Raw genomic sequence first — 23005 nt, 5'->3', positions numbered from 1 at the left:
AGATGTGTATAAGAGACAGCTCCCCCACTCCCCACCTCCCCATCTATGTCTGACCAACTCCAAACCTACCTCGACATTGCCACTGAAGCGGCTCTTGCTGGCGGGGAAGTGCTGCGATCGTTTTTGGGCAAGTTGGAGCAGATCACGGAAAAAGGTCGTCCTGGGGATTTAGTCACAGAGGCAGATAAAGCCTCGGAACAAGCGGTTTTAGCGGTATTGCAGCGACATTTTCCCGATCATGCGATTCTGGCGGAAGAGTCAGGACAGCTAGGGGATCAAACCGCTCAGTATTTATGGGCAGTGGATCCCTTAGATGGCACAACCAACTATGCCCACCAATATCCGGCGTATACCGTCTCTGTAGGTCTGCTGATTGACGGAGTGCCCCAGGTAGGAGTGGTGTTTGATCCCTTCCGGCAGGAATTGTTTCGCGCCGCTCACGGGTTAGGAGCAACGTGCAACCGCCGATCGATTCACGTTTCGCAGACTGATGATCTGAGTAAAAGCTTGCTGGTAACGGGATTTGCCTACGATCGCCGCCAAACCACCGACAATAATTATGCCGAATTCTGTTATCTCACCCATTTAACCCAGGGCGTGCGGCGGAGTGGGTCTGCCTCATTGGATCTCGTCCATGTTGCCTGTGGCAGATTGGATGGATATTGGGAGCGGGGACTGTCACCTTGGGACATTGCGGCGGGAATAGTGATCGTAGAGGAAGCGGGTGGCAAAGTTACAGCCTACGATGGCAACCCATTACAACTCAAATCTGGGCGACTGCTGGCAACGAATGGATACCTGCATTCCAGCCTCAGTCACGCTTTATTACACATCCCGCCTCTGGTATCCTGGGCAGATCTCAACCAGTTTCCTGAGCCGATCGCCTAGAGTCCTGGGGTAACTTAGCTGTCACAGCATAATTTTTACGCTTTCCAGACAACTCTAGTACAGAAGCGATCCGGTCAGATTACACTAGAAAAAATCCAACGGCAGGTAAGCAGATACCATCATGTCTTTTCAAATTGAGCGAGGACTGTTTCTTCTGGACTTCATCGACCACCATGCCATCTTGGGAATTCCAGTAGATGCGGAGATTAAAGACATCCGCAAGCGGTATCTCAAAATTGCTCGTCGGTTGCATCCGGACAGTTGTGCTTCTGAAAGTGAGACAGATCGGCAACGTGCCAGTGAGATTCTGTCAAAGCTAGTTAACCCTGCCTGGGAAAAACTCTCGCAAGAAAAGGACCGCAGTGAATACATGCTGCTGTTGAAACTGAAGGGACAGCAAGGACTGCGGCAGCAGGGTTCCGTAGAGCTGAGTAATTTAGCCAAACAGCTTTCGACCGCGAGCAATCCGGATCACTTCTACCACACCTCGCTCAAAAGCCTCGCAGAGAAACAATATGATCACTTAGATCAAACCCTGGAGTTAACGGCGCAGATCAGCGAGTTAAACCTGGTGTTCTTGATGCGGAAAGAAGGCTCTGGGGAGGCGATCGGGAGTTCGACCAAACCCATTTATACCGGCAGCAACATTCCTGATTCTTCCCAATCGGCAGCCAAACCCGGTGGAACGGCGGCACCACCCCCACCTCGGCGGGAATCGATCGTGGATCAGTATTACCGCCGCGCCGAAGGGCACGTTGCCAAAAATAATTTTGCTCAAGCCATTCTGGAACTGCGAGAAGCCCTACAAATTGAACCGAAAAACAGCCAATGTCATGCATTAATGGGCATGGTTTACTTAAAACAAAATCAGCCTAAGATGGCAAAAATTTATTTCGACAAAGCACTGGAGCATGATCCTGAGAACGAAATGGCGCAGATTGGCAAGCAACAACTAGAAGGTCCAACCGCTTCGACTCAAGCTGCCGGGGCTAAGGCGGGGCAAGCAAAAACGTCATCGAAGAAAGCAGATCCCAAAGCAACCAAGTCCAGCACAAAACCCAATAACGATAAGCCAAGCGGTGGCTTGTTTGGACTATTTGGTGGGAAGAAGAAGTAATGGTATATCAACCGCCCGCAGGTGCTAGAGATCTCCTGCCTCTGGATGTCGCCCAAAAACGCTGGATTGAAGATCGGCTGCAACAGGTATTTCACCGTTGGAGCTATCACCGAATTATTACCTCAACCCTTGAACGGTTAGATACCCTGATGGCTGGCGGCGCGATCGAGCGATCGACCGTGATCCACCTGCAAGATGCTGAAGAAGGAGCCTTGGGATTACGCCCAGAACTCACTGCCTCGATCGCACGAACGGTGGTGACTCGGATGGCAAAGACAACCTATCCCCTCCGCCTCTATTACAATGCCAATGTCTTCCGTCGCGCTCAGGAAGGCAGTCACAGTCGGCAACACGAATACTATCAAGCCGGGGTAGAACTGTTAGGCATCGGCGGACTAATGGCAGACACCGAAGTTCTGCTATTGCTGATGGATTGCTTACATCAGTTGGGCTTAAACCAGTGGTCAGTGATTTTAGGAGAAGCGGGGTTAACCCGATCGCTGTTATCTGAGTTTCCCCAACCCTTACAAGCTAAAGTTCGTCACGCGATCGCGCACCTGGATCGAATGACTCTAGAGATGTTACCCATGTCTGCCGAATTGCGCGATCGGGCATTGCTGCTGATGGATCTACGGGGTCATCCCACCGATGTATTGCAACGGGTGAGCGGGTTTGACCTGAATCCATCACAACGGCAAGCTCTGAATAACCTGAAATCATTGGTCGAACTGTTACAAACGACTCCCAATGCCCTGCCATCTCCCAATTCCCTGGTATTGGATCTCAGCCTGATTCGCACGTTTGACTACTACACTGGCATTGTGTTTGAGATTGTCAGCGAACATCCCTCCGGGCTACAGGTGCTGGGACAGGGGGGACGCTATGACCAACTCTTAGGGCTATACCATCCGGAAGGACAAACCTCACCCGGAGTAGGCTTTTCACTTCAGATTGAGCAGTTGCATCAAGTGCTGTTGCCGACTGGGCAGTTACCGCAATTCATTCCTTCCAGTTATTGTCTGGTTGTACCGGAGAGCCCTCAAGCCTACAGTGCGGCACTTGCCCATGCCCAAGCCTTACGGCGATCGTCCCCTTCCCAGCCCGTCGAACTGGATTTAGGCAACCGGACGGCGGCTGAAATTCATGATTACGCTCGCCATCGCCAAATTGCTCAGATCGTCTGGGTGAAAGCGGGAGGGGCAATCAAAACGGAAACCGTAGGCTAAACTGGTGATGATTTCGCTAGAGGATTGATGGAGAGCATCAAGCGGTAACTCAATCGTTTTTCCATCGTCCCGACCTCCCTCATCCCTAACAACCATGTCTCGTCTTGCCAATACGATCGAAGCTATTCTTTACCTCAAAGGACGATCGTTAACGATCGCTGAAATTGCCGAATTTGCCGGGAGCGATCGAGAAACGGTGGCGGAAGGGTTGATTGAACTGATGGCAGAGTATGCCCATCGGGATGGGGCTTTGGAAGTAATAGAAACCCCAGAAGGCTATAGTCTGCAACTACGCGAAAGCTATCATCATCTTGTCCAGACCTTGATTCCGACGGATCTCGGGGTGGGAGCATTACGAACCCTGGCGGCGATCGCTCTCAAAGGTCCGATCGCTCAAACCGCCTTAGTCGATTTACGGGGTTCTAACGCCTATCAACATGTGCAGGAACTGGTTGAACAGGGGTTTGTTCGCAAACGCAGACAATCGGATGGTCGCTCCTACTGGTTACAGGTAACGGATAAATTCCATCAATACTTTCAACTCAACCAACTACCGCAGGGATTGGATCAATATCTCAAGCCGCAACCCTCCACTGAACCGAGTTCGTAACTGCAACCACATCATCGCGATCGGGATAGGATGACCAGAAAATGCCCCGGATAGGTCAGCGTTCGTAGCGGGTATTTTTCTTTTTGTCCAGCGTATTTTTCAGAAAGTTCGGTTCGGGGTTCGGGATTTTCACCCTGATGGTACAGGTCAAAGTCCGGATTATAAATGTCAGAATAGTTAAAAGTAACCTATCGGATTTACTATGGTCTTTAACCTGAACAGTGCGGATTTTTTTGGTACGGATGCGGAAGAACATGAAGCGAACCAATTGCTGAAGTATCTCCAACACCAATCACCAGAGGTATTAGCTCAGGTCGCGAAGTCTGTTACACCAGAAGTCAAGCAGATCATCTCGCATAACGTTCAGGGATTAGTCGGAATGTTGCCGTCGGAAGCCTTTAACGTCAAAATTACCACCGATCGCGAGAATTTAGCAGGTCTGCTGGCATCGGCAATGATGACGGGTTATTTCCTGCGGCAGATGGAGCAACGCATGGAAATGGAAGACATGCTGGCAGGCTCATTTACCCTGCGGCAAGAATCATTAGACTCTGACCTGTTTGATTAATCACAGACTATAGAGAGACAGAGGGGCGAATTAGCCGTGAAGTTTATAATGGACGTTGTTCCATTATTCCAAGCAGGCTTGTGACCACGACTCCGCTTCCTTCCCATCTCCAGCAACCTTCTAATCATTCCCAACATCAACCCGATTCCCTGGGACGCTTTGGCAAGTTTGGGGGTAAATATGTCCCCGAAACCTTGATGCCGGCGTTGGCAGAATTGGAAGCCGCCTTTGAGCAGTCTAAAAGTGATCAGGGCTTTCAACAGGAACTTCAGGGACTTTTACAGGATTATGTGGGACGGCCCAGCCCGTTATACTTCGCGGAACGGCTGACGACTCACTATGCGCGACCCGATGGCACAGGAGCGCAAATTTATCTGAAGCGAGAGGATCTAAACCATACAGGGGCGCACAAAATTAATAATGCCCTGGCTCAGGTGCTGCTGGCAAAACGGATGGGTAAGCAGCGGATTATTGCTGAAACTGGAGCGGGTCAACATGGGGTAGCAACTGCAACTGTCTGTGCCCGGTTTGGCTTGAAATGTATTATCTACATGGGCATCCATGATATGGAGCGGCAGGCGCTCAATGTGTTTCGGATGCGGCTGATGGGGGCGGAAGTGTGTCCGGTAGAAGCGGGAACCGGAACTTTGAAAGATGCGACCTCTGAGGCAATCCGGGACTGGGTGACGAATGTGGAAACCACCCATTACATCCTGGGATCGGTGGCGGGGCCCCACCCGTATCCGATGTTAGTCCGGGATTTTCAGGCGATCATTGGGCAGGAAACCCGCGCTCAGTGTCAAGCCAAATGGGGTGGCTTACCCGATATCCTGCTGGCTTGCGTCGGGGGTGGGTCTAACGCAATGGGCTTGTTCCATGAGTTTGTTCAGGAACCGAGTGTGCGGTTAATTGGGATTGAAGCGGCCGGGGAAGGGGTGGATACGGGCAAACATGCGGCGACCTTGACCCTGGGTCGGGTTGGTGTATTACATGGCGCGATGAGTTACCTGCTTCAGGATACCGAAGGTCAGGTGATTGAACCCCACTCGATTAGCGCTGGACTGGATTATCCCGGTGTGGGGCCTGAACATAGCTATCTGAAGGATTTAGGTCGGGCTGAATATTTCAGTGTGACGGATCAGGAAGCCCTTGCCGCCTTTGAGCGCTTATCTAAATTAGAAGGCATTATTCCTGCCCTGGAAACGGCTCACGCGATCGCGTTCCTGGAAACACTTTGTCCGCAACTCTCCGGCAGTCCCCGGATTGTGATTAATTGCTCTGGACGTGGCGACAAAGATGTGAACACCGTCGCTAAGTTCCTCACTCTTACCGAGTAGCTGACTGTAGAGCGACAAACCACTTGCCGCTCTCCGATCGCACTTTGCCATCAAATCGGACGATCGCCCATTCCTTCTAATCCGGCGGCGGCGATCGCCCGTTGCACTAACTCAGTTACATGTAATTGCGCTGCCCATTGGGTCAGGTAGACAAAATCCAGGGAATTGCCCTGCACCTTCAGGATGCCTAACACATCCCGCCATTGCTTTTCGGATTGGCTACGCTGTCCCTAGAGCAACTTCGCCAGAATGACATCTTCCGGGGAAGCAAAGTTGAGTGTGCCAATGCCAGGAACATCAATGGTTTGAATGCGTTGAAATTTACTGCGATCGAAGTCGTTACCTTGCGACAGAACTAGATCAGCCCGCGAAATCGATTCGATATGGGTGATCCCCAGAGACATCATTCTGCCCGATTTCATATCCTCAATTCCCGGCACATAGAAGCCTGCATTCTCTAACGCAGTAACCAGGCGATCGATATCTGTTGGAGCAATATCGATCACAATATCCACGTCACGGGTAGTTCTGGGTTCACCGTAGGTAATGACAGCAACCTCTCCCGTAATGTAGTAACGTACCGCTAAGGTGGTGAGTACCCGGTGCAGAACTGCGGCAAGCCCAATTGAATCTTGAATCCAGGTCATTTGGTTGAGATGAGGCGTGAAATTGGGTGGCAAGTCTTCTTGTAACCATGCCAGGGCAACTTTTCGAGCAAAATCAAGTTCCGAGAGATCACTAAAGCGCGATCGCAGACAACTTAACGATAACTGTCGCGCTGACCGCATCATCTCACTTCCCATCTGAAGGCGCTGTATAGGCGATAGCTGTTGCAGCAGTTTAAAGAAGAGGCGATCGGATTCAACTGACGTGTCGATCGATTGCGGTTGATAAGCAAAGTCAGTGGTGAATTCCAATTCCATGCTGCACGTTCCTCTACCTCACCTTCGATCGATGGCGCTATTGTAACACCTGGCTTTCAGCTACCTCAGATCTCCGACCTCTACTCTGGTTGGAATAGGTCGTTTAGTATTCGTTCTCGGCGACAATTTCCCTTACAAAAATAGCTACAAGATGAGCAGGTAAATTATGCTTTTGCTAGAGTTAAAAGAATCATGACATTAAGTAGTATAGTCATAAATGCTCCTAGAATTGCACCTCTAAGCAAGTCCAATTTATTTCTTCTCTTTAAAAAAAGAATCATTGGAATAAGATAAATAAATTGAGATAAACCGATATAAAACCCGATTAGTCCAATAATATCTATGTCAATTCGTTCAGGTCGAATTGGGTTTCCAGGTTGGTAGTATGAAGTATAAAGGAAGATTGTAATAAAAAAAACAAGTAGATTAACTCCTAACGTTAGGAAAGCACCAACAACTCTTTTAACTAATTCTTTCCGCATTCAATTTTCCTTTAAATAACTTGCAGAAATCCTGTTGAAAAATCTTATTTAAGGATTTAGATATAGGATTTGTGCTGGAAGGTGTAATTGTCCATTACGCTTCAACTTATTGCAGTGAAATCGTCTACCTTGTTAGATTTACCACCACTCATCTTTTCCCTTTTTTCGTAAAAATTCTCGAATGGTTTTAGCTGGTTCTTTTCCTCTAGGCTGACCCTTTACTAATGCACGTAATTCCTTAAATAAACGAGTTTTAGGATTATTTGAGTATAAAATTTCTAAAATTGCAATAATAGTTAGTTCTGGAAAAAGATCCTGTTTAAAGGCATCTTCCTGGAAAGATAATGCTAGTGCTTGGCGTGCCAGATGCTCAGCGTCTTCAACAGATCTAACTTTTGAGCATTCATGCAGAGCATATAGTATTGGAGTAATTGCATATAATCCATTAGATAAAACAGATTCTCCAATTCGCACTAAATTGGGAACAATCCTCGTCTCTGGGTGCCTTTTTAGAGAACCCTCTATATAAGAAAGGTTGCCAAGGATGTAAGCGCAATCTCGACCTACGTTTGAAAGAGGTGACTCTTCTAAATACTTGATTAATGGAAGGACTACACTGTGCATCGGTTCTATTGACCAACTCCAAGCAAGACTATCAGGATCACCAGAAAGAGGCCAGTCTTCTAGCATTTCAATAGTTTTTAGAGCTTCTGAAATTGCTTGATGATCTCGTGACAACATAAGTATCCAAAAAGCATCTTGCTGCTCTTCAGGCGCATTACTCCTCAACCTTCTAATTTGACGTTTTATTTCTTTAGGTAGCATTGTCTGTGATGATTAAACTACCTCCATCCAGGCACAAAATGGAAAATAGCGTTTCCTGACTATATTGGCAGGAATTAGAGGGAGCATTGTTTAGCATAGGCTGCTAACTCATATCTACACATCGCTAGGTCTCAAATGATCTAGCTTTATTCGGTCGAGGTATCGCTCTTCGATTACTTGGCTAGAGTTGCCAACCCACCGGGCGATCGTGGTCGAAGAATTACCCTGTGTTGCTTGCAGGGTAATAAAAGTATCCCGACAATTGTAGGGGGTCATTTTGATGCCATCTTTACTGGCAAGCCCCACTTTTTCAAGGATTTTTGACCAGGCGCGATCGCTAAAATTAGTTTCTGAAATCGCTCCACCCTTGGGGGCTGGAAAGACTAATGCATCTGGTTCTGGGTTTGCTGGACGGATAGATTGGAGTAAGTTTTGGAGTTTCGGAGGACAGGTAAACCAACGCTGTGTCCCAGTTTTGGTCTCCTTACGCCTCGCCAGTTTTCCCGATACTTCCACAATACTTTCATGGAAATGAATGCGGCTACAATCGGGAGTAATGCTACTCCAACGTAGTCCAATGGCTTCACAGGGTCTACACCCAGTCCAAAACAGAAATTTGATCAACGAAGCATAGTGGCGGTAGTTTAAGCCATGTCTAGTATCATTTTCAAATGCAGCAATGATGCGATCGCGCTCTTCAACTGTAAAAGCCAGCGGAGGAGGGGGAGTGGTGGGAGCTAAGTCTTGATATATCCCTTCCAAAGGATTTGTCTGAATCTTTCCGTGTTGAATAGCCCATTTACAACAAGCAGACAATTGCATTAGTGCCCGCCGTGCCTGTGATTGAGTTGTGATTTGTAGCAGTTCCATACGGAACTTGACAGCATCCTCTAACCCATCTGTTAAACACTTTGTTAAGTAACTCGTAACGGGTTGGTAAGTGCCGTTGATAGTTTTAGGAGAAGCACTAGGGCTTTTGTAATCGACGTACAGATCCCAAAGCTCCTTAAGTTTAGGTGTCGGTTTAGGTTCTATATCCAAATCTGTAACCGACAACACAGTTTCTGGCTTGTATTTGGCAAGGGTGGGGTCAAAGTAATTGCCGCCATGTGCAAGCTGCGATCTCATGTCGTTTTCAATCTGCCTAGCCCTGGTTTCAGCCGCTCTCCAATTGGCTCTATTGTCGGCAGACAATCCCAAACCAAGGGAATACCGTTGTCCATTGAATCTAAAACGCAATCTTAGTCTTCCCCGAAAGGACTCTACCGTTACTGAGCCTTTGGGATTCTTGCCTGATGGATTTTTGTCAGCGCCGCTACTATGCATCTGCCCCTCCTAGTACATCTGTTTTGATACCCAGATGATACCCAAACAATACCCAAAGTGCCTGCAATCAACCCAAAATTTTACCTTTGTATAGAATACTTGCACTACTAAAGATCGGTCTAGGACATAAAAGAATCCCCGAAAACCACTGATTTCCGGGGATTCTTTCTTTAAGCCGATGGCGGGATTTGAACCCGCGACCGCTCGATTACGAATCGAGTGCTCTACCACTGAGCCACATCGGCAATAACCGTACATTATTGTAACAATGTTTGTGGAAGATAGCAGAAGGAATCTGAAAAAATCTCGATCGCCCCTGCTATTGATCCCCTGAAGGCGCGATCGCACCCTTAGACCAAATCCCGACCGAAGGGCATCAGTGCCAGAATCATCAGTTTGAAGTGTTGCTTGGCAAACGGTAGACCAATGATGGTGATTGCTAATATGGCACCCCAGATCAAATGCCAGAGGGCAATTTCCCAACCAAACAGCAACAGCCAGATCAAGTTAAAAATAAACACCAGGGGGCTATCGGCATTGGGACTGGTGATAATCTGCCGACCAAACGGGGTAAAGGTGGCAAAGCCGAGTTTGATCGCTTCGATCCCGAAGGGAATGCCGATAATGGTTAAGCAAATGCCTAAGCCGCCGATAATGTAGCCAATCCCGCTGATTAATCCACCAAAAATCAGCCAGATAATATTTCCTAGAAGGCTCATGTTCAATCTCCGTCTAGCGATTAATTTCTGAATGCTGTTAATCGTGCCACGATCGCACTACATCCACTCAACGATTTCTATGACCGATCCTATCCAGTCCCAACCTGAATCTGTCCAGTCCAAGCGTCAGAAGTATGCTTATTTGAAAGCAGAGGCGGCGGCTCCTTATAAAGGGCTCCGCAAGCTTATCTATATTGTGTTTGGTGCGTCTGGGGCGATCGGAGCGTTTGTCTTTTTCACCCAGGCATTGGCAGGTCGGGATGTGGAGTCCGCCTTACCCAATCTGGCATTGCAGGCGGGGGTGGTGGCACTGATGGTCTGGTTGTTTCGCTTAGAAGGACGAAAGAAGCGGCAATAGTCATTTGGTTGTAAAGACTGCCCTCACCCTAGCCCTCTCCCAAGGGGCGAGGGAACCAGAATTGTCTATAGCCCTTCTCCCTAGGAAGAAGGGTTGGGATAAGGGCAAATTAGTGCCCATTGCGTTTGTCATCATTTATTCCGACGCTTACCTCTCCCATGCCGATTATTCTGACTGGATTTCTCGCGAGTCTAATTGCTGGACTGGCTACCGCGATCGGGGCTTTACCGATTCTGTTTATTCCTACCCTGACCAAACGTGCCGAAGGGATTCTGCTGGGGTTTGGTGGTGGGGTGATGTTAGCAGCGACAGCTTTTTCATTGATTCTGCCCGGTACGGAAGCTGCCATGTCGCAAGGGTTCCCGAAAGCAATCGCGGCATTGATTATGGTCTGCGGCATTCTCTTAGGGGGGTGGTGTCTCAACTTTGCCCATGCTCACTTTCCGCACGAACATTTCTTTAAAGAAGAATCTGCTGCCAATCGCACGAATTTAACACGGCTGTGGCTATTCATTGCGGCGATTACCCTGCATAACTTTCCCGAGGGTTTGGCAGTCGGGGTCAGTTTTGGCAGTGGGGACATTCATGAAGGATTGCCCGTCGCTTTAGGAATTGGGTTACAGAATATGCCGGAAGGGTTAGTGGTGGCAGTAGCGCTGCTCGCCCAAAATTATTCGGTGGGTCATGCGTTGCGAGTATCGTTGCTGACGGGATTAGTGGAACCGATCGGAGGCTTAGTCGGAGTCAGTGTCGTGCATCTGGGGAACTTCATTCTGCCCTGGGGGATGGCATTTGCCGCCGGAGCCATGTTGTTTGTGATTAGTGATGAGATTATTCCCGAGTCCCACCGGAAAGGATTAGAAAAAGAAGGGACGATCGGGATCATGATTGGCTTTGTCACCATGATGTTTTTGGATATTGCCCTGGGATAACCTGACGGGGTGAGGGTAGCGAACTGAATTGGGCGACTATAGTAGGGATACAAGCCTCTGCATCTACGCCATGAGCAGATTCCATGAGTTTGTGTATCAATCCTCACTGCCTCCAACCGGATCATCCCGGCAACGATGATAGTCGTCGCTGTCAATGTTGCGGGTCAGACTTGGTGCTGCAAGGACGCTACCGAGTTATGCGTGTCTTGAGTGATACGACGGGATTTGGCATTGTCTATGAAGCCTATGAACATACCACGCCTAAAATTCTCAAGGTACTTAAGGCGATCCATAACCACAATCCCAAAGCGGTGGAACTGTTTCGGCAGGAGGCGGAGGTATTAAGCCGCATTCATAGTTTGGCAGTGCCGCAAATTGGGTCAGATGGCTACTTTCAAATGACTCCTCCAGGGGAATCTGAACCCGTGCATTGCATCGTCATGGAGAAGATTGATGGACTAAATCTGAGTCAGTGGATGCAGCAACAGGGGAATCAGCCGATTAGTGAACGGCAAGCCTTGAACTGGTTGCAGCAACTCGCAGAGGTCTTGCATCAAGTGCATCAACAGAATTACTTCCATCGGGATATTAAACCGCAGAATATTATGCTGCGATCGACCGGGCAACTGGTACTGATTGACTTTGGTACGGCGCGGCAAATGACCTATACCTATCTGGCGCATTTGGGCAATTCCAGCATTACGCAGATCAGTTCTCCCGGTTACACTCCCCCAGAACAGGATATGGGTCATGCGGTGCCGCAGTCTGATTTCTATGCCTTAGGACGCACGTTTGTTTATCTATTAACTGGGGTGCAGTTAACCGACGGCAGTATTTATGATTCTCAGACCGGGGAGATTCGCTGGCGACAGTATGCGCCCAATGTTTCTCGACAGTTAGCCGATTTCCTCGATCGCCTGATTGCCCCTCGTCCGATCGATCGCCCCAAAAATACCCAGGAGATCCTGGATGAATTGCAACGGCTCCATCACTTAACGGCTACCGTTCGCCATGCCATTCCTGTGGCTGATTCCACCTTGCCGCCTCTGAATGCCGCTCTATTTACCCAGATTCAAGATGCCACTGCCCCTACCCACCTGCAAAATTCCCAATTGCCTCCCGTGGCAGTGATTGATCAGGTGAATCATGCGAGTCAGGCAGATCCCGCCATCACCCAGCCTGCTCGAACTAAGATCTGGTTACTGGGTGGCGCGATCGCGGTTTTGCTAGGAGTATTAGGTGTGGGAGGCTGGCAGGGCTATCAATGGCTGACTCGCGATCGGACTGAGCAAGCGATCGCAGTCACAACGACGCTGGCGGGACATAGTAGTTTTGTCAACGCGTTGATCCTCAGTCCAGATGGCAAGACCTTGATCAGTGGCAGTGCCGATAAAACGATCAAACTTTGGGATTTAACCACTGGTGAATCAGTTGGAACCCTGACCGGACATACCAGTTTCGTCAATACCCTGGCAATTTCACCGGATGGTTCTACGTTAGTCAGTGGCAGTGCCGATCGCACGATCCGCGTCTGGGATCTGGCAACAGGTCAACAACGTCAAATCCTGACCGGACATACCAGCTTTATTAATGCACTAGCGATTACTGCCGATGGCGAAACGTTGGTGAGTGGCAGTGCCGACCGAACCATCAGAGTCTGGAACTTAACCACAGGTCAGCTAATCCGTACCCTGACCGGACATAGTAGTTTTGTGAATGCGTTGGCGATCAGTTCCGACGATCGCATCCTTGCCAGTGGCAGTGCCGACAAAACGATCAAACTTTGGGACTTAAGCACAGGCAAACTCTGGCGTACCCTCACCGGACATCAAGACTACATTAATGCGATCGTCCTCACGCCCACCGGCAGAACTTTAATTAGTGGCAGTGCCGATAAAACCATTAAGCTCTGGGATCTGGCAACGGGGCAGGAATTGCAAACCCTGACTGGTCATACAGGATATGTGATGGCATTAGCAATACATCCCAATGGCAAAATTCTGGCGAGTAGCAGCAGTGATGGCACAGTCAGACTATGGAATTTAACTACAGGTGAAGTCATTCGTACCTTGACTGGATACAGTCACCAGATTAATTATTTTGTAGTCAGTTCCGATTGGCAGACGATCGCGACGGGCAGCAGCGATCGGGTGATCAAAGTCTGGAATCTTGACGCTGACTGATCTGGGAGCGCTTCATTCCTTCGAGCAATAGCGATGGTTCAATCTGACTGAATAACGCTTGTAGTTCTGGATCTTTGATCCGTTTGATGGCTTTGTCTAAACTGAACCATTGTCGCTGGCGTTGTTTCACTTCAGGATAATCATCAGCAACTTTCTGAACCTGCATCAGAAACACTTTGACCTGACAGGGATAGCCCCATTTACGAATCTGATACTCTCCGATCGCAGGCGTAATCACTGATCCCACAATTCCCGCTTCTTCCCAGGCTTCTTTCGCAGCGGAGCCAGAGGGCGACATGAATAAACTGATCCAACCTTTAGGAATCCCCCAGCGCTTACCACTAGAGGTCGTGACTAGCAGGATCTCAACAGTGCGCGATCGCACTCGATAGGGAATCACTCCAGACTGCCTGAACATCATCACTGCATTGATTTAAACAAAAGCCTTCTGGATCTTGCCGTGTTTCGATTCCAGAAAGCTTTCATTAGTTATTGCAACTCCTCACAGGGTTATCATCTGACGATCGAGCCAGGTTGCCTATCCACCCAATGGTAGAAGTTCCCAGCCAAGTGAGAGATATTCAATCGTCTTTTACTGGGAGAGTGCCGCGATCGACATTGCCAATTTCTAGGACAAACCGATGAACAATGGGTGTGATTCGCATCACAGCATCAGTAGAAATCAGGAGATTGATTAAATTCACCCAATTAGATGATGACTAATACAAACATCAAACAAAAGTAATTAGTTTTACCAAACTTTTCTATGATCACTCCCGAACAATTGACTACACAAAACTAAGTTGGATTTCTACCTTGTTGTTTCATCTAACATGGCGAGTTAGCAAACTTTTCTCAGGTTTAGCTCTAGAACAACTCTGGCTGCAAGCAGACCTTAATAGCCAAAAGACTTTGTAAATCAGGCTTCTATAACAGTAGAGAGAGAGAATACTAGCAAGCAAAACTTAGAGAGATTATTAAGTAATGTAAATATTGCGGGTTTTCATTAATAAACATTGCAGGAACCCGATCCCGGTGTTAACGTCTGTAAACAGGTCGGTTAAATTTCTTTGGAGGTAATCTATGCGTATAAGCAGCCCGTTTCCACTTAGGAAATAACGCATCTAATTCCAGAACATATTCCGTTATTGACCAGTCTTAAAGCCGAAATTTACTGGCAAAATAACGCTAAGTTTCTGGAAACCTCTCAAGTCCTGCTGTAGCTTGACCCGGTTAACCTACTGTTCTTTAACTAACTGCACTGACTCTATGCTGTAGCAACAATAACCAGGCTATTTACTCTTACCCTTGTGCCCTAAATAGCCGATGGAACTAAATCAATAATGTCCCTGTGTTCCGTGGTTTCCCGATTGTTTTTGATTGATTGATCGAGATGAAATGACGACTGAATCAGTCAATTTGATACCACAAAACACACTTTGTCTCCCTGCATTCGCTCAATGTGTCATGAGATTTGTGTTTCCGATCGATTGACCAAAATTATGCAGTGAGCCTCAATTCTGGAGGTTGTAGCGATGAATATTCAAGGAAAAACAGCTCTCGTTACTGGAGCCTCTCGTGGCATTGGTCGGGCGATCGCATTAGAACTGGCTCGTCAAGGAGTTAGCCGCCTATTACTGGTCGCTCGCAACCCCGAGCGGTTAGCCCTAATCGCCACTGAAGTGACCGCGTTAGGGGCAGAAGCGATCGTGTTACCACTGGATTTGACCAAACCGATCGAAGTCCATAGTGCGATCGCCAAAGCCTGCCGCACCTATGCGCCGATTCATTTACTGGTGAACTGTGCCGGAGTCGCCTATCAAACTCCATTCCTCAAATCCCGCTTGCTATATGTGCAGGATGAACTGACTACTAACTTAGTGGGCATGTATACGATTACTCGCTTAGTCGCCCGCCGAATGGTGGTGCAACGGGAAGGCACGATCGTCAATGTCTCTAGCTTGATGGGTAAAATTGCCGCTCCCACGATGGCAACCTATTCAGCGACTAAATTCGCGATCGTCGGCTTCACCCAGGCACTACGCAATGAACTGGCTCCTTATAATGTGCGGGTCTGTGCTCTACTACCGTCACTCACCACGACGGATATGGTGCGGGAGTTCCAATGGTTCCGAGGACTGATTCCCAGTACACCTGAGCAAGTTGCTAAAGCTTTAGTGATCGGCTTACAAAAAGATGCCCCGGAGGTGTTGGTCGGTTGGCAGAGTCATTTAGCCGTATGGGGTAGTCGCCTGGCTCCCTGGTTAGTCGAGCGGATTGTCCGCATTACCGCTCCTAAATCAGACCCCTCGGTACGACGATCGTTTATTTAGACCATTTCCAGAAGAAGTTATCCCCACAAACGGTAGGGGTTTGGCATTCGGTCAATAGTCTTTGCGATCGACCAGAGATGATCTGCCGAATGCTAAACCCGTACAGGGGTAATATCCTTCTCAGAAATCTCTTTAGGATTGTCGATTTAATCAATCGGCAACCTATGCGGGCGGGTTTGGCAGACCAATCTGTCTATCTAGGATAATCTGTCGGTAAACCCCGCCCCTACCAAATCATGCGTTGCCCCTAACGAGGTTTAGACCAAAAACTGCAATTGCCAGTCTTTCAGGTGAGCAATGCCAGGAACGGAGGTGAGGTTGTATTGCAAGGGAGTGATGGTGATGTAGTTTTCCCGCGCTGCCTGCACATCCGTCGGTACGAGATCGGCTAACTCTGACGCGGCTTCGGAATCTTCCAGCAGTGCCTCACCCGAGAGCCAATAGTAGGTTTTGCCTCTGGGATCAATCCGTTTCTCAAACACATCAATGTAACGGCGAATCCCTTGACGAGTAATCATTACCCCCGCGATCGCTTCGGGTGGCACCGCCGGGACATTTACGTTCAGCAGCAATAGTTCCGGTAAGGGCTGCTTTTCTAATTGGGTAACGAGCGATCGGGCAAAATTCGCGGCGACCCCAAACTCTTTGGAAGAGTAACTGGTAAGGCTAAACGCCACACTGGGAATTCCTTCGATCACTCCTTCCATCGCCGCCGATACTGTACCGGAATACAGCACATCTGTACCGAGATTGGAGCCGTGATTGATCCCAGATAACACTAGATCCGGGGGACTATCCAGCAGTGCCCAGAGGGCGAGCTTGACACAATCAGCCGGAGTCCCGGAACATGCCCAGGCGCGGACGGCAGGATGGAAGATAGATTTCACCTCCTCGGCGCGAATGGGATGATGCAAGGTGAGTCCGTGTCCGGTTGCCGATCGTTCTTGATCGGGACAGACGACGCTGACTTCATGCCCTGCTTCTACTAACGTATTCGCCAGGGTGCGAATGCCTAATGCCGAAATGCCATCGTCGTTGCTAATCAGAAGTTTCATGACTCAATCACTCGATCGCTTGCACGGGTTCTAGGGTTGGGAGGTAGATGGGGGTGATCCCTCAATCCCCTTAAAAAGCTACTGTGTACACACAAATTGATCTGACTTCGTTTGCATTCCTTTTAGCCCCCTAAATCCCCCAATTCTGGGGGACTTTGAACCCTGAGTTCCCCCCAGAATTGGGGGGCTAGGGGGGCTAAATGCAGAATCTTGAGGCGGTTGAGGAGATGTGTGTACACCGTAGCCTTAAAAAGGGGGACTTTGAACATCTTTGGTTTGGTTCCCTCCTTTTTAAGGAGGGTTAGGGAGGATCGGTTCGTTATAGGTCTACACAGTAGTTGAGGCTAAGAGGTAGGTTGGCAAAAAATCACTTTTGCGGCCTGCTCTACTGTCAGAAGATCAGCCCACCCTCTACACTGGTAAGGTGCGTGATTTTTGGTCACGTAGCACTCGTTTCCTATTTAAACCCTTCGTATGACTGTTCAGCCCAAAGAACTTGAAGCTCAACTAGAAGCGATCCGCCTGGAAGCTCAGCAAGCCCTGGCGGCGACCGATGCGTTAGAGCAATTAGAACAACTTCGGATCAAATATCTTGGTAAAAAAGGTCCCATTCCTCAAGTGTTGGGCAGCATGGGGAAATTGGATGCCGCCGATCGCCCGCGTATTGGTTCCCTGGCGAATGAAGTCAAGGAAGCGATTCAGTCGGATTTGGAACAACGACGGGTGGCTCTGCAAGCGGCGCAGCTTCAGGCACAATTGGATGCCGAAACTCTGGATGTGACGATGCCAGGAACCTACTGGCCGCAGGGACGGATGCATCCTTTAAATGCGATGAGCGATCGCGTGATTGATATCTTTGTCGGCATGGGCTACACCGTCGCCGAAGGTCCCGAAATGGAGACGGACTACTATAACTTTGAGGCGTTAAACTTTTTGCCTGACCACCCGGCGCGGGATATGCAGGATACGCTGTATCTGCCGGATGGCAACATTATGCGGACACATACCTCCTCGGTGCAGATTCGCTATATGGAAGCGAATGAACCCCCGATCCGGATTGTGATGCCGGGTCGTTGTTATCGCCGGGATACGGTGGATGCGACCCATACGGCAGTCTTCAACCAAATCGAATTCCTGGCGATCGATGAGGGGTTGACCTTCACTGACCTGAAAGGTACGCTGCGGATGTTCCTGGAACAACTGTTTGGGGAAGTGCCGATTCGGATGCGTCCGAGTTTCTTCCCGTTCACGGAACCTTCGGCAGAAGTGGATCTGCAATGGAAAGGTCGCTGGCTAGAAATTATGGGTTGCGGTATGGTTGACCCGAATGTATTGAAGTCGGTGGGCTACGACCCCGAAGTGTATACGGGCTTTGCGGGTGGCTTGGGCGTGGAGCGACTGGCGGCAGTCTTGCACCAAATTGACGATATTCGTCGCCTCTACACGAGCGATCTCCGCTTCCTGCAACAGTTCTAAGCGGTTAATTCGTCTGTCGATGGGATGGGTCTGCGATCGTGGCTACCCACTTCAGAGCACCACTTGAATGTTGGAGCTTCAGCGCTGAATCTCTGAGCTTAGTCGCTTAATGTTTTTGGTTAGCGGCTTAAAGTCTAAGGTTCAGCGCTGAATGTTTTTGGTTAGCGCGTTAATGTTTGACTTTAGCGGCTGAATGTTTGACCTTAGCGTGTTAAAGTCTGAGGTTCAGCGCTGAATGTTTTTGGTTCACGCCTGAATGTTCAACTTTAGCGGCTGAATGTTTGAGTTTAAGCGCTAAAGGAAAAAGGTTCAGAGAGGTTGCAGGGGCGATCGCTCCCATCGTCAGCGAACTGGAGTTGTGGTTTAGGTGAAGCGCCTGTACTTGCTCCACCACCGATCAGGACAGAGTTCCAAGTTCTACAATTTGTTTTCATTTGTCCAGACTGACCTGGAAGCAATAGCCGCATCCATAGTAAATTTCCTTATCTGAAAAATTACTAAAGTTTTCTGCATAACTCCTTCCGTAATGGCTATTATGCAGAAATCTATCTATCTAATTCTTGATTTTAGGATCTTAGGCAGATTCTATTCCACCTAATTCCCCTAATAGGGTGAATCGGTAGATAATGTCGCTCTAATTACAAGTCATGTCGAACTGCGGAGTCAAGTAAGGTTCCTGTTGAGAGCACTGTCTAGGCTCTAGGCAAACAAAGAAAGATAAAAAGTATTCAGGGTATCCCTTAAAGTTGTGATTAAATACGTCTATGAATTTAGATGAAATCTGGAGCTACATTAACGGAGACTTCTCAGATTGCAATGATGAGGAGAGGCAGAAGCTTTGCTCTCAAATCAGAGTAATCGCTGGTGGTGCTGCTGCTGCCCTGGCACTCGCGCCTGTTCCATTTGCCGATATTTTTACCATCACACCAGTTCAGTACCTTATGGTTAGAGCGATTGGCAATATTTATGGCTATAAGATTAGCGAAAAATCGGTGGGTGAAATCGTAGCTGTAATTGGTGGTGGCTTTCTCGGACAGCAAACAATTTTGGCTTTATTTAAAATTGGCTTGCCAGGTGCAGGAGGATTAGTAGGATCTACTTTTGTTTATGGTTGGACATACGGTATAGGAAAGGCAGCAGAGCTTTATTTCTCTAGCGGAATGACTGCAACAAAAGAAGATTTAAAGAGAGCAAGAGAAAGTGGAGCAAAAGAAGGAGAGCAATCTTATCGCGAACATGAATCTGAAAATGCAGAGCTAAAACAGAAAATCGAATTTTTTGAAGCTAAGGGATTTAACGAAGAGGAAATAATCTTTGCTATTTGGAATATTACGCCTAATCATAGTGACTATATAATGCGTAGGAATGTGTATAGAAAATTAAAAGGGTGAGAAGTTTCTTATGTCAATATCGCGAAGTTCGCAGAAGTTATCAATTGATGGTGATTAGGGCATAACAAATCATTGGAGCAGACAAAATTTTGATATTTTTAGTTTGAGTTGAAAGGCGAGCGCCTGCCGCTCAATTTAACTGTTATGCCGCAGGACAATCGGTTGGGGTGCAGCCGAAAGCTGAGCTATCAGTATTCAAGTTAGGTGGCACGATCTCCTTAGTCAGAGTATTTTCAGGTTGACAGAGACAACAGCAATCTAAAATAGATCAAGAGTTGCCAGGGAAAGGGCTGATGACGTTACAAGAGCTACAAAATCAGGCATTGCAGTTGCCGATTGGCGATCGCCAGCTTCCTTGATTCAGAAGCGTTGGGTTTTGCAGATTGTAAACCAGGGCGTGGACAATAACGTTGTTAGTTGGCGATCGCGGCAGTTGAATGGAATTATCGAGATGAGAGCGATGTAAACTCGATTTTCAACAGCACTCAGCAAGTAAGGATGGCAAAAATGGCTAATACTTCGTTAGAGGAACGGCTTGCAGCAGTAGAAGCCGCGATCGCCCAGTTGCAGCAGCAAATTGTCATTCCTCAGCAGACGAATTGGCTGCAACAAATTACAGGATCATTCAAGGATGAGCCTGCCTTTGAGGAAGTACTCACTTATGGACGAGCAATTCGCCAGGGAGATGAGTCTCTGCTCGAAGCATCAGATGAGCTATGAAATATTTGTTAGACACTGACCATTTAAGTATTCTGCAACGCCAGATCGGGGAGGATTACAACAATCTGACAAAGCGGATGGCACAGCACTCGCTATTAGACTTTGCAGCATCTGTTGTGACGTTCCATGAGCAAATGCTTGGCAGCCACGCTTATATCAATCGCGCTCGTACTCTGAACCAGGTGGTGAAGGGATACGAAATAATGGCACGAGTAGTAAGCGACTTCAAGGTGTTACCCGTTGCTCCGTTTGATGCCAGTGCCGCTACAGCCTACGCTGAATTAGAATCTCAACGAATTCAATTAGCAAAAATGGATGCGCGGATCGCGGCAATTGCTTTATCTCGCAACTTAATTTTGTTGACTCGTAATCATCGGGACTTTAGTAAAGTGGCAGGGTTAGTGCTTGAAGATTGGACAGTTGGACTTTAATAGAGACATTTTGGGAACACACCATGCTGATGAATTGCTTCAAGCCAGCGATCGCCATCTAACACCATGAACAACGATCGCTGAAAAATGATTGTTGGCATTGCTCGGGAATCTGGGCGCAGAAATAGATAAGCCAAATTAATCAATTACTTTGGCTAACAAAACTTTACAATTATAGGTAGCTCGGACTCATAATAGGGAAGAGCTGATATTGCTGTAAATTGTTTGCAGGGAGGTTCATGCATGGTCGCACTTACAGAACGCGCTTCAGCCCGGTTGACAATGCAAACCCTTGAGTTAGCTGACGACACCACGGCATTCCGTTCCTTAGACTGGGATCGCGATCGCTTCGATATTGAATTTGCCCTCACGAATGGTACAACCTATAACTCTTTCTTAATTCAAGGTGAAAAAGTTGCCCTGATTGATACCTCCCATGCCAAGTTTCAGCAACTTTATCTGGATACATTGCGGGGCAAGATTGACCCCACGAAAATCGATTACCTGATCATCAGTCACACCGAACCGGATCACAGTGGCTTGGTCAAAGAGGTTCTAGAACTGGCTCCCCAGGCGATCGTAGTGGGTGCGAAGGTCGCCATCCAATTTCTGGAAGATCTGATTCATCAGCCGTTTGAGCGCAAGATCGTTAAGAATGGTGATCGCTTAGATTTAGGCAATGGTCACGTCCTGGAATTTGTCTCGGCTCCCAACCTGCACTGGCCTGACACCATCTTTACCTACGACCATAAAACGCAGATTCTTTACACCTGCGATGCCTTTGGCATGCACTACTGCGATGACGATACCTTTGATGAAAAGCTGGAACTGCTGGAAGCCGATTTTCAGACCTATTACGACTGCTTAATGGGTCCGAATGCCCGATCGGTACTGTCAGCGCTCAAGCGCATGGGGGATTTAGGGGAGATTCGACTGATCGCCACCGGGCATGGTCCCTTGCTGCAACACCATGTGCCGGAACTGGTGGGACGCTACCGAGAGTGGAGTCAGGCACAGGCAAAAGCGGAAACGCTGGTCGTTGTGTTCTACGTCTCGGAATACGGGGATAGCGATCGCTTAGCCCAGTCGATCGCCAATGGCATTGGCAAAACAGGGGTTGCCGTCGATTTAGTGGATTTACGCACCGTTGATACTCAGGAAGTGCGGGGATTGGTCGATTTAGCCTCGGGAATCGTCATTGGGATGCCGCCCCAGTCGGGGGATTATGCGGCGCAGACCCATGCCCTACTCAGTACGATTCTGGCATCCACCCATGCCAAGCAAGCCTTCGGGTTGTTTGAAACGGGTGGGGGTGACGATGAATCCGTCTATCCACTCCGCAATAAGTTTCAGGAAGCCGGAATTGTGGAAGCTTTCCAACCGATTCTGATTAAGGAAACGCCGACGATCGCCACCTACCAACTCTGTACCGAAGCCGGAACCGACCTGGGGCAATGGCTAACCCGCGATCGCAGCATCAAGCAAATGAAATCCCTGGATGGCGATCTGGATAAAGCGCTGGGGCGGATTAGTGGCGGACTTTACATCATCACCGCTCAGAAAGGGGAGGCTTCTAGTGCCATGTTGGCTTCCTGGGTGGCTCAAGCCAGCTTTGAACCCCTGGGAATTTCGATCGCGGTGGCAAAAGATCGGGCGATCGAAACCTTTATGCATGTCGGGGATCACTTTGTCCTGAATGTGCTGGCAGAAGGGAACTATCAGGTCTTAATGAAACACTTCCTGAAACGATTCCCACCGGGAGCCGATCGGTTTGCCGATGTCAAAACCTACCCAGCCACCAATGGTTCCCCGATTCTGGCAGATGCTCTGGCATACCTGGAATGTGAAGTCACCAGCCGGATGGAATGTAGCGACCACTGGATTGTCTACAGCACCGTCAACTCCGGGCGGGTGTCTAAAGTGGATGCGATGACCGCCGTTCACCATCGCAAAGTCGGCAATCACTATTAAGCCAATGTTGCGGGTTGGGGGTAAAGATCCTATTCCTCTACCCGCTCCTTTGGCTGACCTAAACCCATAAAAAAGGGGTGCGATTGACACACCCCGCGCTTTGGTGACAAGGTACCGAGCGATGAATCCAGCCA

23 protein-coding genes and 1 tRNA gene are annotated in these 23005 nt (G+C 48.5%); 15 read left to right on the top strand and 9 right to left on the bottom strand.

Going from position 1 to position 23005, the window contains the following annotated elements:
* The first annotated feature begins 45 nt into the window (after positions 1-45).
* From ACN4EK_RS13050 to trpB, 6 genes are all read left to right on the top strand, one after another.
* Entirely contained in the window at positions 46-888 is an 843-nt protein-coding gene (locus tag ACN4EK_RS13050) for an inositol monophosphatase family protein (RefSeq protein ID WP_431658334.1), read from the top strand.
* Positions 889-1009: 121 nt separating this feature from the next.
* Positions 1010-2005 (top strand): J domain-containing protein, encoded by a 996-nt coding sequence (locus tag ACN4EK_RS13045; RefSeq protein ID WP_431658333.1) that lies wholly within the window; start codon positions 1010-1012, stop codon positions 2003-2005.
* On the top strand, positions 2005-3231 hold the full coding sequence (locus tag ACN4EK_RS13040) for an ATP phosphoribosyltransferase regulatory subunit (protein WP_431658332.1): 1227 nt from the start codon (positions 2005-2007) through the stop codon (positions 3229-3231). Before ACN4EK_RS13045 ends, ACN4EK_RS13040 begins: the two co-directional genes overlap by 1 nt.
* Before the next feature lie 94 nt (positions 3232-3325).
* Positions 3326-3841, top strand: a complete 516-nt coding sequence (gene scpB, locus ACN4EK_RS13035) for an SMC-Scp complex subunit ScpB (protein WP_431658330.1) — start codon at positions 3326-3328, stop codon at positions 3839-3841.
* Between the two features lie 202 nt (positions 3842-4043).
* Positions 4044-4409 (top strand): DUF760 domain-containing protein, encoded by a 366-nt coding sequence (locus tag ACN4EK_RS13030; RefSeq protein WP_431658329.1) that lies wholly within the window; start codon positions 4044-4046, stop codon positions 4407-4409.
* An 80-nt stretch (positions 4410-4489) separates the two neighbouring features.
* A complete protein-coding gene (gene trpB / locus ACN4EK_RS13025) occupies positions 4490-5746 on the top strand; it encodes a tryptophan synthase subunit beta (protein ID WP_431658328.1) in 1257 nt (418 codons plus the stop codon).
* Between the two features lie 50 nt (positions 5747-5796).
* Here trpB and ACN4EK_RS13020 read toward each other — a convergent pair whose 3' ends face one another.
* From ACN4EK_RS13020 to ACN4EK_RS12990, 7 genes are all read right to left on the bottom strand, one after another.
* Complete coding sequence (locus ACN4EK_RS13020) at positions 5797-5940, bottom strand: hypothetical protein (RefSeq protein WP_431658327.1); 144 nt, start codon at positions 5938-5940, stop codon at positions 5797-5799.
* A gap of 36 nt (positions 5941-5976) precedes the next feature.
* Positions 5977-6669: a hypothetical protein gene (locus tag ACN4EK_RS13015; RefSeq protein ID WP_431658326.1), complete on the bottom strand. Its 693-nt coding sequence runs from the start codon at positions 6667-6669 to the stop codon at positions 5977-5979.
* A gap of 164 nt (positions 6670-6833) precedes the next feature.
* Entirely contained in the window at positions 6834-7151 is a 318-nt protein-coding gene (locus tag ACN4EK_RS13010) for a hypothetical protein (protein WP_431658325.1), read from the bottom strand.
* 138 nt (positions 7152-7289) lie between these two features.
* Complete coding sequence (locus tag ACN4EK_RS13005) at positions 7290-7976, bottom strand: hypothetical protein (protein ID WP_431658324.1); 687 nt, start codon at positions 7974-7976, stop codon at positions 7290-7292.
* A gap of 114 nt (positions 7977-8090) precedes the next feature.
* A complete protein-coding gene (locus tag ACN4EK_RS13000) occupies positions 8091-9302 on the bottom strand; it encodes a site-specific integrase (protein ID WP_431658323.1) in 1212 nt (403 codons plus the stop codon).
* 173 nt (positions 9303-9475) lie between these two features.
* A tRNA-Thr gene (locus tag ACN4EK_RS12995) sits at positions 9476-9547 on the bottom strand.
* A gap of 105 nt (positions 9548-9652) precedes the next feature.
* Complete coding sequence (locus ACN4EK_RS12990; RefSeq protein WP_431658322.1) at positions 9653-10021, bottom strand: YccF domain-containing protein; 369 nt, start codon at positions 10019-10021, stop codon at positions 9653-9655.
* A 79-nt stretch (positions 10022-10100) separates the two neighbouring features.
* Between ACN4EK_RS12990 and ACN4EK_RS12985 the strand changes: the two genes are divergently transcribed.
* The 3 genes from ACN4EK_RS12985 (at position 10101) to ACN4EK_RS12975 (ending at position 13494) form a co-directional block, all read left to right on the top strand.
* Positions 10101-10379: a DUF3493 domain-containing protein gene (locus ACN4EK_RS12985; protein WP_431658321.1), complete on the top strand. Its 279-nt coding sequence runs from the start codon at positions 10101-10103 to the stop codon at positions 10377-10379.
* A 125-nt stretch (positions 10380-10504) separates the two neighbouring features.
* Complete coding sequence (locus tag ACN4EK_RS12980; RefSeq protein ID WP_431658320.1) at positions 10505-11311, top strand: ZIP family metal transporter; 807 nt, start codon at positions 10505-10507, stop codon at positions 11309-11311.
* 83 nt (positions 11312-11394) lie between these two features.
* The gene (locus ACN4EK_RS12975) at positions 11395-13494 is read left to right on the top strand and encodes a protein kinase domain-containing protein (protein ID WP_431658319.1); all 2100 of its coding nucleotides are present in this window, start codon (positions 11395-11397) and stop codon (positions 13492-13494) included.
* Here the strand turns inward: ACN4EK_RS12975 and ACN4EK_RS12970 are convergent.
* Positions 13466-13912 (bottom strand): NUDIX hydrolase, encoded by a 447-nt coding sequence (locus ACN4EK_RS12970; protein ID WP_431658318.1) that lies wholly within the window; start codon positions 13910-13912, stop codon positions 13466-13468. The two genes, ACN4EK_RS12975 and ACN4EK_RS12970, sit on opposite strands and share 29 nt — an antisense overlap.
* Before the next feature lie 1117 nt (positions 13913-15029).
* Here ACN4EK_RS12970 and ACN4EK_RS12965 point away from each other — a divergent pair.
* The gene (locus ACN4EK_RS12965; protein WP_431658317.1) at positions 15030-15827 is read left to right on the top strand and encodes an SDR family NAD(P)-dependent oxidoreductase; all 798 of its coding nucleotides are present in this window, start codon (positions 15030-15032) and stop codon (positions 15825-15827) included.
* A gap of 257 nt (positions 15828-16084) precedes the next feature.
* Here ACN4EK_RS12965 and surE read toward each other — a convergent pair whose 3' ends face one another.
* Positions 16085-16882: a 5'/3'-nucleotidase SurE gene (gene surE / locus ACN4EK_RS12960; protein ID WP_431658316.1), complete on the bottom strand. Its 798-nt coding sequence runs from the start codon at positions 16880-16882 to the stop codon at positions 16085-16087.
* 474 nt (positions 16883-17356) lie between these two features.
* Between surE and pheS the strand changes: the two genes are divergently transcribed.
* The 5 genes from pheS to ACN4EK_RS12935 all read left to right on the top strand — a co-directional run bounded on the left by pheS (position 17357) and on the right by ACN4EK_RS12935 (position 22871).
* Positions 17357-18358 carry a phenylalanine--tRNA ligase subunit alpha gene (gene pheS / locus ACN4EK_RS12955; protein WP_431658315.1) on the top strand — a complete coding sequence of 334 codons (1002 nt, stop codon included), beginning with the start codon at positions 17357-17359 and terminating at the stop codon, positions 18356-18358.
* Positions 18359-19122: 764 nt separating this feature from the next.
* Positions 19123-19749 carry a YcjF family protein gene (locus ACN4EK_RS12950; RefSeq protein ID WP_431658314.1) on the top strand — a complete coding sequence of 209 codons (627 nt, stop codon included), beginning with the start codon at positions 19123-19125 and terminating at the stop codon, positions 19747-19749.
* A 507-nt stretch (positions 19750-20256) separates the two neighbouring features.
* Positions 20257-20469: a hypothetical protein gene (locus tag ACN4EK_RS12945; RefSeq protein WP_431658313.1), complete on the top strand. Its 213-nt coding sequence runs from the start codon at positions 20257-20259 to the stop codon at positions 20467-20469.
* On the top strand, positions 20466-20900 hold the full coding sequence (locus ACN4EK_RS12940) for a type II toxin-antitoxin system VapC family toxin (protein ID WP_431658312.1): 435 nt from the start codon (positions 20466-20468) through the stop codon (positions 20898-20900). The genes ACN4EK_RS12945 and ACN4EK_RS12940 overlap by 4 nt, the downstream gene beginning before the upstream one ends.
* 243 nt (positions 20901-21143) lie before the next feature.
* Entirely contained in the window at positions 21144-22871 is a 1728-nt protein-coding gene (locus ACN4EK_RS12935; RefSeq protein ID WP_431658311.1) for a diflavin flavoprotein, read from the top strand.
* Positions 22872-23005 lie beyond the last annotated feature (134 nt).

This window comes from Pantanalinema rosaneae CENA516, from assembly GCF_050753385.1.
Classification (GTDB): domain Bacteria; phylum Cyanobacteriota; class Cyanobacteriia; order Leptolyngbyales; family Leptolyngbyaceae; genus Pantanalinema; species Pantanalinema rosaneae.
Note: the sequence above shows the minus strand (reverse complement) of the source record. Positions and strands in the feature narration are given on the sequence as shown.